Genomic DNA, 13,010 nt, shown 5'->3' on the forward strand with positions numbered 1-13,010 from the left:
AGCCTGAACATCTACATTCTACTCGAAAGGAGTTTTTTGCGCTGTAAGCTTTCTTTTTCCACCCGTTTAACGGGTGGGTTTTTGTTTCGTTCGCTTCGCTCCCTCAACTGGCTAAAGACATACTAAAAAGGCCGTACAAAATGCACGGCCTTTTGATTGCTTTATTTCTTAGATAGCTTCTATGATTAGTTCCTGCGTTTTTACTTCATAGGGTTCAATGTATTTAAGTCCTGTTTCGCGTTCTTTTTCCCGTCCGCCGACAAAGCAGTTGCTCGGCTCAACGCCCATCACATAATCACCTGCATATGGATTTTTCCAGTTTGCAAAACGGTCGAGCTGCTCGGGCTTTGTCCAGATGCGGATGCCTTTTTTCAGCTTCTCGTTGTAGATGCCGGCATAACCCATTCCGTCCCTTTCGGCCTTGTTTTTATAATAGTATACCTCTTCCGCCCCTGAATCGGATACGTCCGGGTAAATCAAACGGTTCTTAGTGTTCTCCTCCGGGTATTCGGCGTATGGGCCGGTATATTCGCCGCTCGTTTCGAATTTAACGCCCGCGTCAAGGAGCGGGTACCCCATATTCATATGATAAAGCACCATATATGGCTGGCGGGTTGCCGCAAGATTTTCCACTTTGTCAGTAAGATATACTTTGTTATCGCCATATTTCACCCGGATTTCACGCGTCATGCAAATGCTTTTTCCAAATATTCTGGCAGTACGCATTTTGCCACGAAGAATAATTTCAGGTATTTCCGCATCCATATCCACCTCGCAGCAAAAGTCTTCTGCCGGAGCCGCGCTGATATCCCCATGTAGCCCAAGCTCTTCGCCGTCGTCCACACACGGCTGTCCTACCTGCGTAAGCCCACAGGTTGTAAGAAGCCCGCCGTTGAACGTCTTGAGCCACCCGCCCATTTTGTCGTCATAATAGGCTGGCGCAGCCATGCCTGCTTTAGAGAGATAAGCGCAGTTATCGCCATGGATCGAAAACCTTCCGATATCCATTGCCCTGTCCACATATACAGTAAATTCAATTCCCGCGCCATTATTTACGTCAACAGCACGCATTCCATCCGCACGTCCTCCGACGAGACGATACTGTCTGGCATAAAACAACTGCGAAAGGTCACCGGCATAACGATACATTTCCTTTTTTGAAAGCATACAAAAAACCTCCTATTAATCTGTATTTCCTGCGTATTGAAAAAGACATTTTATGAATTGTTTTCACTAATATCTTACATCATTCTTCCTGCAAAGTACATCAAAACTTCGATTTTTTCATGAAAAACAAGTATTCTTTCCGTTATGTATAAAAAATCCGCTCTCCCCTTCATAATGCGGATTTTGATAATCCTTAAACTTTGGACGGCTCTGCCTAAAGACTCTCGCCATTATGCAGCTTTCTCCATTTCGTAACCAGCTCTACAAATTCATTTTCCGGTACCGGTTTGCTGTACAGATAGCCCTGAAACTCATTGCAGCCAAGCTCCATAAGCTTTTCTCTTTGCTCCGGCACCTCTACATATTCGGCCAAAACTGAAAAATGGAGTGATTTGCTCAAGTAGAGAATAGAAGAAATAATATCGCACGAGCGGTCGTTTTGCAGCATATCCCGCACAATGGAACCATCCAGTTTTACCTGATCAAACTGGTTATTCTGTAAATACAGCAAAGACGTATGCCCCATACCGAAATCGTCAAGGGAAAGCCTGTAGCCAGCCTTGCGGAGCAAATTCATCGTCTTTTCCATCTCCGGCGTATCTGCGAGCAAAGCCTGCTCCGTCACTTCAATCCACAAGTTTTGCGGATTAACTGCATTCTTCTGCACAATACCCTGTAGCTGTTCGAAAAAGTCCCGCTCCCCGAGGGAATCCGGAGTAATATTGAACGACAGTTCAAAATCCTTTCCCAACTTTTCATTGAGGCTGGAAAGCCCTGCGCAGGCCATATCAAGCACTTCCCGCTCCAGTTCTCCCAGAAATCCCGCTTCCCGCGCAAGCTCGATGATCAGCGGCGGAGAGACAAAGCCTCCGATTTCATGTTCCCAGCGAAGCAGCGCCTCTGCCCCAAAGCATTCGCCCGTTCCCCTCACCTGCGGCTGATAATACAGCGTCAGCTTATGGGCTTTGATTGCGTGCCGAAGATCTGTCGTCAACATTTTTGCAACTGAACCCAACCGATCGTTCCGGTTCAATAGCCCGGGCTGTTTATTTTCCTTTTCCGCTTCGTTTAAAATTCTTGTCAATTTCAAAATATCGTTCTTTACGCTGACAAGCTGTTTTTTCTCGTATATCCTGAAAATATGGACGGTAAATCAAAACGCCCACAACAATATTTACGATTTGCAAAAGGCTTCCCGCAACAGAGCCCGTCGCCACAAAGCCGCTCAGTATGGCTGGAGTTGTCCACTCTACCGTTTGCGTCACATAAGGTACAATCCCAAGATAAACGGCGAAATAAGAGATCACGGTAATCACAATCGGCGTTAAAACAAACGGAATAAAAAATACGGGATTGAGAACGACCGGCAGACCAAAAATTACAAATTCGTTGATATTGAATATGGTAGGGCCGACGCCCATTTTTGCAATGTCCTTTACGCTCCTCCTGCGGGAAAATAAAAAGACTGCAATTACGAGACAGAGGATTGTTCCGCAGCCCCCCATAAATACAAATACGTCAAAAAAGGTTTTGCTCAATATTTCCGTGGGTGGTAAACCAGCGGCAATGTTTGCAATATTAACATCCACATTTCCCGCAAAATATTGCTGGGAAACCTGATCCATAACGTTTCCGCCATGGATACCGAAAAACCAAAACGTTCCAAGGAAGAATACGAATAAAATTCCGGAAAGCAGTCCCTCCCCCAATCCCATAAACAGGGTAATCATTTTCTCCGCCAGAAAATCAGATAAATTGTTTACTCCCAAAACGTTGGTTAGAACATAGTTTACAGTGGCAAAAGCAAGCAGCACAATCGCGCCGGGCAATATCATGGAAAAGGCCGTATTGAAATCATGGTCGGTACCATCGGCATAAATATGCAACGCCAGTTTTGGTACGGATGCAAGCCTGATAAAGAGCATACTGGAAAAAACAGCCGTAAGGATTGCAATAAAAAGGCCGTTGACGCCAAAGTTGGACATGGAAAAGCTATCCGTGCCCGCGCCCGACATAATCATAAAGCAGCACAATGCAATCACGGGAACGCCAATCCTCATAGACATTTTGTTGCTGCAAATCTGCGCGTAGCTATAGCTGATCGTGATTAAAAAAACGATTGCGAGAAAGTCAAACGCCGCACTGTGGACAAGGCTCAAAATCTGATGCAAAATTCCGCCGCCAAAAGAAGCAAGAAAGCTTTGAAAAGCCTCGATTGGCAAACTCAATAAAATAAGCGCGATGGATCCGATCATAAGAACCGGGATAGCAGTAATAAGCCCTTTGCGTATCGCACGGGAAACCTTGCTATTTTCGATTTTATCCAGAATTCCCTGAAAAGCTTTTGCGATTTTGTGAAACACTTTGATACCCAACCTGTACTATCCTGTATTATATTTATTATATCATAGAAGATCGCTGTATGTGTTATTTTTAATTTGCATTTTTGATATTTCTGTCCTGTTCGGTGTTTGGCTCATTATTTTTTGCTACCCTGTTCATCGTTGTTTTACTTCCGTATCACTCACGATGTTTTCTTCCCCGCTTCAATAAGCCATCCGGCCAGACCTCATTAGATACCTGAAAGGCAAACAGCATACGCTCCGCCAAAAATGGCTAAAACGTATGCTGTGTATAACAATTTTACAGTCTTTCAAAATAAACTTGCTGATTCCGCTGCCCCGTCTTTATTCCGCCTGGCGTTTTTCCCTGCCATGCGTATATGTGGGGAGCAGCAGCGGCGATACTTTATCGCTCTTGATGCCCGCCTGTTCCATTTCCTTTGCGTATTTATCCACGTGATCGAGCGTCAACTTTCCAACCTTCACTGAGGAAGCCTTCGCAGCCGCATTCTGCCCTGCATTCCTGCCGAATACGATTACGTCGAGCAATGAATTACCCATCAGCCGGTTCCGCCCGTGGATTCCGCCAACAGCCTCTCCCGCTACAAACAGGTTTTCAACATGGCTCATGCCGTCGACGCTGATATCGATTCCGCCGTTCTGGTAGTGAAGAGTCGGATAAATCAGGATCGGTACTTTTCTCATATCGATGTCATATTTCATATACATCCGCAGCATCGCAGGAAGTCTTTTTTCCAGCATTCCCTCGCCGTGGATGATATCGATCATTGGAGTATCAAGCCATACGCCATAACCTTCCGGAGTCTCCACACCCTTATGGCGTTCGTTGCATTCGCGGATAACCGAAGCCGCCGCTACATCGCGCGTTTCGAGCGGGTGCATGAAAGCCTCCCCTTCGGAGTTGATGAGCATCGCTCCCATAGAGCGCACCTTTTCCGTCACAAGCGCGCCGAATATCTGCTCCGGGAACGCAACGCCCGTAGGATGATACTGCAGGGTATCCGCATACAAAAGCGGTGCACCCGCACGATATGCAAGAATGAGTCCGTCTGCCGTAGCGCCGTAATGGTTGGAGGTCGGGAACCCCTGATAATGCAGGCGTCCTGCCCCACCGGTTGCAATAATAACTGTCTTTGCACGCGCTACCAGATATTCGCACGTTTCCATATTCTGCAGCACTGCGCCCGCAGCTTTACCATTTTCGTCCAAAATCAGCTCAATCGCCGCTGTAAAGTCAACAATCGGAATTTCACGGTTCATGACTTCGTCACGCAACACGCGCATAATCTCTGCGCCGGAATAATCTCTTGCTGCGTGCATCCTTTTGCGCGACGTACCTCCGCCATGCGTTGTGATCATCGTTCCGTCCGGCGCTTTATCAAACATCACGCCAAACTCGTTGAGCCATTTTACTGCGCCGGGCCCTTCGGACACCAGCTTTTTCAAAAGCTCAGGTTTATTTGCGTAATGGCCTCCGCCCAGCGCATCCAGATAATGGATCGCCGGGGAATCGTTCGCTTTATCGGCTGCCTGTATGCCGCCCTCAGCCATCATCGTGTTGGCGTCGCCCATGCGAAGCTTCGTTACAATCATAACGTTTGCCCCTGCGTTATGCGCTTCAATCGCCGCAGAAGCGCCTGCGCCACCGCCACCGATGATGAGTACGTCAACATCATATGCCACATTTTCAAGGTCTAGGTCAAGCCCCTTTACCCTGCTGTTGGCCTGCAAAAGCGCAGCAAGCTCAATCGGCACCTTATCGCCCTTGTTTGGGCCTATTTTGAGCGCTTCAAAGCTATCTGTTTTATAGTCCGGATGAAACTTGCTCAAAAGCGTTTCTTTTTCTTCGGCGGTCATTCTTTTGGGTTCTACGCCGATTCTGTCTGCCCTTGTCGCCTCCACCTTTTTGATGGATTCAAGCATTTCTGGTGTAAACATAATTCCCGCCTCCTTATTCTTCGATCTCTCTATGGTTATAGAGCTCTTTTAATTCTTCGATCGGTTTTCCCGCAACATCCTCGAGAAGCTTTGTAAAATCGCCGTTCTCGATATCGTGTACGCGCTGTGTCAGATGCTTTGATTCGGGCGCGATATATTTTCCGGTCAACCGGCGCGCGAGAAGAGCGACCTGCGGATGGGAAATCTCTGCCGGGCAACGTGCCGAGCACACGCCGCACATCACGCAGTCAAAAGATTTTTCCGCGCATTTCTCATATTCGCCACGCTGTGCGTGTGCAATATACTGCATTACCTTAAGCTCCTGAGTGCAGGCCTTTGTGCAGGCGTTGCAGCCAATACAGCTGTAAATCTCAGGATAAAGCTGCATCATAATCTGCTCTGTAGGCTTGGTTTTTTCCATATCGTAAACTGGTTTGACGATTGGGAAAAACGGCAGCATCGCTACATACATATTGTCCTCTACCGTCGTCTGGCATGCAAGGCAAAACTTGAGCGTATTATCTCCCTTGATCCTGTAAATCGTCGCGCAGGCCCCGCAAAATCCGTTTCGACAGCCGCAGCCGCGCACCAGCTGGTATCCCGCATATTCCATTGCCCCCATGATGGTAAGGCCTGACGGGACACTATATTTTTTTCCCATCAGAAAGACATTTACCATTTCTTCCATTTATCTGTCTCTCCTCTCAATCAATATTCGTCCGGTAATTCTTCAAGCTCATCGCAGCGGAAAACCGGACCGTCTTTACAAACATACTTCGAACCAATGTTGCAGCGCCCACACTTGCCGACTCCACACTTCATCCGAAGCTCCATTGTCGTATATACCTGTGTTTTATCAAAACCAAGCGTTTCAAGAGCCGCAAGCGTAAACTTGATCATGATCGGCGGGCCGCACACCAGTACCGTCTTATCGGTACTGAACTGCAACTCCTTGACATAATCAGGAACGAAACCGACGTGTCCGTCCCAGCCATCCTGCTCGCGGTCAATCGTAAGATGTACATCCACGTTTTGCGCATTCGACCACTCTGTTTTAATTTCATTAAAGTCCACAAGGTCGTCCATGGAACGCGATCCGTAAAGGATATCAACCTTTCCATAATTTTCCCTGTAATGAAGCACGTAATTGATCACCGAGCGCAGCGGCGCAAGGCCGATACCGCCTGCAATGAATAACAAATCCTTGCCTTTCAGCTCGGTTTCCACCGGAAAAGCGTTTCCATAAGGCCCGCGGATCGCAATCTGCTGGCCTACATCCATCTGGTGCAGCCAATCTGTCAGGCAACCACATTTTTTGATGCTGAATTCCATAAACTCCGTATTGGTCGGCGAAGAGGTAATGGAAAACATCGCCTCACCCACGCCGGGAATCGAAAGCATCGCGCACTGGCCCGGCATATGCTCAAAGCATACGCCGCCGCCCGGTGCATTGGCACGAAACGTCTTTACATCGGGCGTATCCTTTCTGATATCCGTAATAACCCCAACCATTGGGATCAACGAATCCTTTCTGCTCATATCGATCTTATCGCTCATCTTCATTCACTCCCAAAGCTTTTATTACCTTTACGATATTCATGGAGATCGGGCATTTTGCTACGCACCTTCCGCATCCCACGCAGGAATATACCCCGTCGTTATTCGCGGGAAAATATACCAGCTTGTGCATAAACCGCTGGCGGAAACGCTCCACCTGCGTTTTACGCGGGTTGCCGTGCGCCATTCTCGTAAAGTCGGAATACATACACGAATCCCAGCAACGGTAACGCTGTACGCCATCGTTCGTATTGAAATCGCGGATGTCATAGCACTGGCAGGTCGGGCACACAAATGTGCAAGTGCCGCAACCGATACACGCACGTGAAAGCTCCGCCCACTGCGGCGAATCAAATAATTCGTTCATGTTGTCTTCGCCAAAACCTTCGAGGCTTAAATCACGAAGAGGCAGCTTGTTTAAGATTTCCTTTACCGCCCTGGTCGCGTCTTCAATTTCCGTTTCATCCGCTGCTTCCAGTAACCCGGAAAGCTGCGCTGTCAACTCTTCGCCCTTTTCGGTAAGGGGCTTCCAGTAAAGATTATCGTTTACGATCCATGTTGCGACGTCCCCGGCCGGCTTCGTCGCATCGATGCCAAACGCGCCGCAAAAGCACGTTTCCTCCGGCTCGTTACACGCCAGTGATACCACCACGCCATTTTTGCGGCGCGCTTCATAATAGGTATCTACCGGATCGCTTAAAAACACAAGGTCAAGTATTTCCATGCTTCTTGCGTCGCACGGGCGAACGCCAAATACCACAAAGGGCGTATCCGGCTCTTCCGGCGGCAGTACATCGATATTCTTGCCTTCCATTTTAAAGGCCACGAGATCCTCGCTCTGCGGGAAAAACATATCCTTTGGCGATTTTACAGTATGCAGCGCGCTCAGATTCACATTCGCATCTTCGCTCCACTTATCGAAATTCGCCTTACCGGCCTTCGTAACCGGCACATATAATTCCCTGTTCCCGTTCATTGCGGAAAAAAGCTCGCCGATTCGGCTCATAGGCAATTTTTGCATCACTTTTCTCCTCCTTTGCTTACAACGTCCGGCTCCACGTCGCCTTCTGTGTATTCCACAAGAGGCCACGGGGAATTATCGTCCTTACCGGCCTGGTATTCTCCATAAAATTCATCGATATCCTTGATGAATTTACGGTTCAGCAGATGCAGCGGAATACCCTGCGGACAAACGCGGCTGCATTCGCCGCAATCCGTGCAACGCCCCGCCACATGGAACGCGCGGATAATATGGAACATGTTTTCTTCAAACGTATCTACATTCGCTTTGCTGCTGATGCCGGAATTGTCATTATCAAACACACATTTGAGGCACGAGCAGGCCGGGCATACGTTCCGGCAGGCATTGCAGCGAATACACTTGGATAGCTCTGCGCGCCAGAAGTTAAACCTCTCGTCCGGCGTCATTGCCTCCAGTTTTTTCACCATGCCAAAGCGGTCAAACGAGCTCTGTGGAACTGGGTGCCTGTCCTCGATCACCTCGTCAAAAATGACATGCTCCGTCCCCTTGCATGCGCAGCATTTTTCAAGTAAAACCTCGCCAAGCGCACACGTCTTATCGCCATAAATTGTCTTAACCTTAAGCTCGAGCTCGCTTGCGTCATCCTCAGCCTCTTCGACTCCTTTGATGTTACGGTTTGGCTCGATGCCTTCGATCCCTTTGATTCCCTTTGCATGCAGCTTATCTATGTCCGCCATGCCGTGGCATGGAATTCCCAGCACATATACGTTTTCACGGTTAATCCGGTGCTCTTTCAAAAGCTGGTTGAAGCTGTAGGTATCACACGGCTTTAACAGCGCAAGTACCTTGCCTTCCTTTTTGCTTTCCGCAATCAGGTATTTGCTGAGGTTCGCACCGCAAAAGCTGTTGTATATAAGCTCGTCAATATCATCCGGGCCAAAAACTGCCGGCGTATTATCGTAAAAGTACTCGCCTTTTTTCCAGCCGATCACACGGTCAACAATTCCATCGGCAAGAAGCGCCTTCGCCCTTTCCCTGATTTGTTTCTCTATTGCTTGCATCTCAAATCCTCCAGTCTCTTGTTCTCACCCAATTCATGGATGGTCTGGACGAATTCGTTCATGACCTTAGAGAATCTCTGGCCCTCGGCAGCGGAAACCCATTCCACTCTTGTGCGGCCCTTTTCGATCCCCAGATAATCGAGCATACTGAACAGAAGCGTCATTCTTCTTCTTGCGTAGTAGTTTCCCGTAGAGTAGTGGCAGTCACCCGGATGGCATCCGTTGATGATCACGCCGTCTGCCCCACGCTGGAACGCCCGCAAAATAAACATCGGATTTACACGGCAGGAGCAAGGAACCCGTATGATTTTAACGTTTGCCGGATAGGAAAGCCGGCTCGTCCCCGCAAGGTCCGCCCCTGCATAACTGCACCAGTTACAGCAGAACGCTACGATAAGCGGTTTAAATTCGCTCTTCTTTTCTTCGTTCAGTTCTTGCATATCGCATCCACCTCCGCCATAATCTGTTTATTGGTAAAGCCCTTCAAATCCATTGCGCCAGAAGGACAGGTAACCGTGCACGCGCCGCAGCCCTGGCAGACCGCCTCGTTCACACATGCAACCCTGCGCACTTCGCGCACTCCGTGGTCGTTGATTTCTTTTTCCACATAATCGATCGCCCCGTACGGACAAACGTTCTTGCAGGCGCTGCAGCCATTGCACAGCAGCTCATCGCTGCCCGCGACACATGGATTGCAGGTCAGTTTATCCTTTGCAAGCAAACCGATCACCTTGGCTGCGGCAGCGCCTGCCTGGGCGACTGTCTCCGGGATGTCCTTGGGCCCCTGGCACACTCCTGACAGGAATACGCCCGCCGTCGGACTTTCCACAGGCCGAAGCTTGGGATGCGCCTCCGTAAAGAAGTCGTTCGTATCCATACTTGCCGTCAGCATCGATGCAAGGCTTCGTGCGCTGTCGTCCGGCTCGATTGCCGTTGCAAGCACCACGAGATCCGCGTCGATCAAAATCTGCTCCCCATTGATGAGGTCCGATCCCTGCACCTTTAGCTTGCCATTTTCTTCCGCAATTTTACCAACCATACCCTTGATGTAATCCACATCGTACTGTTCTACCGCGCGGCGCTGGAACTCGTCAAAGTTCTTGCCGGGCGTACGCACGTCGATATAAAATACATGAACGTCCGTATCCGGATATTTTTCACGCACCAGCATGGCATGCTTTGCAGTATACATACAGCAAATTTTCGAGCAATACTGTTTTCCGCAGCCGGAGGTGTCGCGTGAACCAACGCACTGCACAAATACGATCGTCTTGGGATGTTCCCCGTCCGACGGGCGCAAAAGAACGCCTTTTGTCGGTCCTGCCGCATTGGTCAGCCGCTCAAATTCAAGCGACGTTACCACATCCGGGCATTGTGAATACTGGTATTCGTCAAACTTATCCAGTTTGATCGGATTAAAGCCTGTCGCAGCGATAATCGCGCCATACTGCCTCGTTACAATCTCATCCTGCTGTTCAAAATCAATCGCCTTTGCCGTACATACCTTTTCGCACAACCCGCATTTTCCGGTTTTGAAATGGATACATGCGTCATGGTCGATGACCGGAACGTTCGGAATCGCCTGTGCAAAAGGAATATAGATTGCACCGCGGTTTGAAAGTCCCATATTGAATTCGCTCTTTGCTTTGCGCGACGGGCACTTTTCCGTGCACGCGCCGCAGCCTGTACAAAGGTCGCTGTTTACATTACGCGCTTTTTTCCTGATATCAACCGTGAAATTGCCAACGAATCCGGATACTTTTTCCACCTCGCTGTACGTATACAGGTTGATTTTCTCATGCGATGCTGCATCCACCATTTTGGGCGTCAAAATGCAGGCCGCACAGTCCAGCGTCGGAAACGTTTTATCGAGCTGCGCCATTTTACCGCCTATGGTAGGCGACTTCTCAACGATGTCCACCTCATATCCGGCGTCCGCAATATCAAGCGCTGTCTGTATGCCGGCGATCCCTCCGCCGATCACAAGCGCGCGCTTTACAACCGGACTTTCGCCAGCCGTAAGCGGTGCGTTCAGGTTCAGCTTTGCTACCGCGGCTTTGGCAAGTATGATCGCCTTTTCTGTTCCTTCTACCTTATCCTTATGAATCCACGAGCACTGCTCGCGGATGTTCGCGATCTCAACCATGTATGGGTTGATCCCCGCGGCAACGGCCGTTTTACGGAACGTTGCTTCGTGCATTCTGGGGGAACAGGAACAAACGACAATCCCGGTAAGGCCATGTTCTTTGACCGCCTCCTTGATTCTCGATTGTCCGCCCTCCGAACACATATACTGATAATCTGCAGTGTATACGACACCCGGCTCATTTTTCAGCGCTTCCGCTACCGCTTCCACGTCAACTGTCGCCGCAATGTTGCTTCCACACCAACAGACAAAAACTCCTATTCTCTGCAAGAAAATCACTTCTCCTCTCGCCTGTGGCAGTCGCCATGCTCCTTTCGCGGAAAAAACAACGCTTTCCACGCCTTGTACGTTTGTTGAATGACACGTAGCCCCATCCTTATACGCCGGCTTGTTCCCGGCGGTCTCATCGAACGCACATTTTTACAGCTTGGCCCAATTCCTGCAACAGGTTAAAATGCTAATACCTACTTATTATACTTCCGCAATGCACTGGTGATCGCCTGCTGTGGCATTTCATCATCCAGTATCTCCGGAATCTTCGTCACTTTCAAATGGTTTGCACCCTGCTCGCGGATCACCATAAGACGCACCGCCTCAATGAGCTTGGCCGGTTCCACGCTGCGCGGACACCGCTCGACGCATGCAAAGCAGGAAAGGCATCTCCAGATTGATTCGGACTTTGCAAGCTTGTCTATCTGGCCTTTGCGAACCATCGCGACAAACTGGTGCGGGTGATATTCCATTTCATCATAAGCCGGACATGTTCCCGAACATTTCCCGCATACCATACACTTTTTCGGATCGACGCCGCTGATCCTGACTACAGTTTCAAGTTGGTCTTTTTGTGCTTCATTCACTGCGATGCGCCTCCTTCCTTCACTCCAAGCGCCTCAGCCAAAAGCTCTGTAAAGTAATATACCTGCAAATCATGCTTTGCGCTGTTTGCGTCAAGGTTGTACCTGCAAAGCGGACAGGCGGTTACAACCGCTTCCGCTCCTTTTCCTTCTGCGGAAGAAATAATATTCTCACACATTTTTTTTGGCGCTTCCTTATCCTCGATTACCACATATCCTCCGCAGCATTCGTTGCGGTATGGGTAGATAACAGGCTCTGCGCCAATCGCCCTGATAAAATCCTCTATGATCGTAGGATTTTCCGGATTATCAAACTGCAGCTCATCGCTGGGACGCAGCAGCAGGCAACCGTAATATGCGCCTATCTTCCTGCCCTTCAGCGGATTTACCACCTTTTTTTTCAATTCATCAAAGCCTACTTTATCACGCAGCATTTCAAGATAGTGGATGACCGGAGTTTCCCCCGCGTAATCCTCTTCCAGTTTGAGATAATTATTCACCTTCATGCGAATATCATCATCTGTCGCCATGTCGTTATTGACACGCTTTAAGACATGATGGCATGCGCTGCACAGCGTAATAAGCTCGTTTCCGAGCCCCTTTGCACTGTCAAGCGCCCTAACCGCCGAAAGCTTTGTGGCAATCTCATCCTTTGCCATCGGATAAACCGCGCCGCAGCACTGCCATTCTGGCAATTCCTCCAGGCTGATGCCCAGCGCTTCTGCAGACTTTCTTCCATATTCATCCAGTTGTTTTGCCTTTGTTTTTAAAGTACATCCCGGATAATAACTAAAAACCATACTGATTTCCAATAGAAACTATTGGAACCTCCCTTCTTCTAGCACTCCCCTTATTTTTTGGGAAAGGGGCGGCGCCCCTTTCCCCTGTTTTCCTTCAAATGGACCGCGGCTGCTTTCCGCCGTCCGGCAAATGGGTTGTGTC

12 protein-coding genes are annotated in these 13,010 nt (G+C 49.1%); all 12 read right to left on the reverse strand.

From position 1 onward, the window contains the following. Nucleotides 1-168: 168 nt before the first annotated feature. The 12 genes from CHK_RS15215 to CHK_RS15265 all read right to left on the reverse strand — a co-directional run bounded on the left by CHK_RS15215 (nt 169) and on the right by CHK_RS15265 (nt 12,868). The gene (locus CHK_RS15215) at nt 169-1,167 is read right to left on the reverse strand and encodes a DUF4432 family protein (RefSeq protein ID WP_046444938.1); all 999 of its coding nucleotides are present in this window, start codon (nt 1,165-1,167) and stop codon (nt 169-171) included. Nucleotides 1,168-1,381: 214 nt separating this feature from the next. Further along, entirely contained in the window at nt 1,382-2,257 is an 876-nt protein-coding gene (locus tag CHK_RS15220; RefSeq protein ID WP_052740651.1) for an EAL domain-containing protein, read from the reverse strand. Further along, on the reverse strand, nt 2,214-3,542 hold the full coding sequence (locus CHK_RS15910) for a PTS sugar transporter subunit IIC (protein WP_052740652.1): 1,329 nt from the start codon (nt 3,540-3,542) through the stop codon (nt 2,214-2,216). Before CHK_RS15910 ends, CHK_RS15220 begins: the two co-directional genes overlap by 44 nt. 312 nt (nt 3,543-3,854) lie before the next feature. Then, on the reverse strand, nt 3,855-5,468 hold the full coding sequence (locus CHK_RS15225; protein ID WP_046444939.1) for an FAD-dependent oxidoreductase: 1,614 nt from the start codon (nt 5,466-5,468) through the stop codon (nt 3,855-3,857). A gap of 13 nt (nt 5,469-5,481) precedes the next feature. Further along, on the reverse strand, nt 5,482-6,156 hold the full coding sequence (locus CHK_RS15230) for a 4Fe-4S dicluster domain-containing protein (protein WP_046444940.1): 675 nt from the start codon (nt 6,154-6,156) through the stop codon (nt 5,482-5,484). Nucleotides 6,157-6,176: 20 nt separating this feature from the next. After that, complete coding sequence (locus CHK_RS15235; RefSeq protein ID WP_046444941.1) at nt 6,177-7,025, reverse strand: FAD/NAD(P)-binding protein; 849 nt, start codon at nt 7,023-7,025, stop codon at nt 6,177-6,179. Continuing rightward, nucleotides 7,015-8,046 (reverse strand): 4Fe-4S dicluster domain-containing protein, encoded by a 1,032-nt coding sequence (locus tag CHK_RS15240; RefSeq protein ID WP_046444942.1) that lies wholly within the window; start codon nt 8,044-8,046, stop codon nt 7,015-7,017. The genes CHK_RS15235 and CHK_RS15240 overlap by 11 nt, the downstream gene beginning before the upstream one ends. Continuing rightward, nucleotides 8,046-9,068, reverse strand: a complete 1,023-nt coding sequence (locus CHK_RS15245; RefSeq protein ID WP_046444943.1) for a 4Fe-4S dicluster domain-containing protein — start codon at nt 9,066-9,068, stop codon at nt 8,046-8,048. Before CHK_RS15245 ends, CHK_RS15240 begins: the two co-directional genes overlap by 1 nt. Beyond that, a complete protein-coding gene (locus CHK_RS15250; protein ID WP_131925078.1) occupies nt 9,056-9,508 on the reverse strand; it encodes a hydrogenase iron-sulfur subunit in 453 nt (150 codons plus the stop codon). Before CHK_RS15250 ends, CHK_RS15245 begins: the two co-directional genes overlap by 13 nt. Beyond that, nucleotides 9,496-11,484: a CoB--CoM heterodisulfide reductase iron-sulfur subunit A family protein gene (locus CHK_RS15255; protein ID WP_046444944.1), complete on the reverse strand. Its 1,989-nt coding sequence runs from the start codon at nt 11,482-11,484 to the stop codon at nt 9,496-9,498. The genes CHK_RS15250 and CHK_RS15255 overlap by 13 nt, the downstream gene beginning before the upstream one ends. Before the next feature lie 194 nt (nt 11,485-11,678). Next, a complete protein-coding gene (locus CHK_RS15260; RefSeq protein ID WP_046444945.1) occupies nt 11,679-12,071 on the reverse strand; it encodes a 4Fe-4S dicluster domain-containing protein in 393 nt (130 codons plus the stop codon). After that, a complete protein-coding gene (locus tag CHK_RS15265) occupies nt 12,068-12,868 on the reverse strand; it encodes a CoB--CoM heterodisulfide reductase iron-sulfur subunit B family protein (RefSeq protein WP_046444968.1) in 801 nt (266 codons plus the stop codon). The genes CHK_RS15260 and CHK_RS15265 overlap by 4 nt, the downstream gene beginning before the upstream one ends. Nucleotides 12,869-13,010 lie beyond the last annotated feature (142 nt).

This window comes from Christensenella hongkongensis (assembly GCF_000981035.1).
GTDB lineage: Bacteria > Bacillota > Clostridia > Christensenellales > Christensenellaceae > Christensenella > Christensenella hongkongensis.

Coding starts and splice junctions, on each gene's coding strand:
- CHK_RS15215 (WP_046444938.1), bottom strand. CDS start 1,167: ATGCTTTCAAAAAAGGAAATGTATCGTTATGCCGGTGACCTTTCGCAG.
- CHK_RS15225 (WP_046444939.1), bottom strand. CDS start 5,468: ATGTTTACACCAGAAATGCTTGAATCCATCAAAAAGGTGGAGGCGACA.
- CHK_RS15230 (WP_046444940.1), bottom strand. CDS start 6,156: ATGGAAGAAATGGTAAATGTCTTTCTGATGGGAAAAAAATATAGTGTC.
- CHK_RS15235 (WP_046444941.1), bottom strand. CDS start 7,025: ATGAGCGATAAGATCGATATGAGCAGAAAGGATTCGTTGATCCCAATG.
- CHK_RS15240 (WP_046444942.1), bottom strand. CDS start 8,046: ATGCAAAAATTGCCTATGAGCCGAATCGGCGAGCTTTTTTCCGCAATG.
- CHK_RS15245 (WP_046444943.1), bottom strand. CDS start 9,068: ATGCAAGCAATAGAGAAACAAATCAGGGAAAGGGCGAAGGCGCTTCTT.
- CHK_RS15250 (WP_131925078.1), bottom strand. CDS start 9,508: ATGCAAGAACTGAACGAAGAAAAGAAGAGCGAATTTAAACCGCTTATC.
- CHK_RS15265 (WP_046444968.1), bottom strand. CDS start 12,868: ATGGTTTTTAGTTATTATCCGGGATGTACTTTAAAAACAAAGGCAAAA.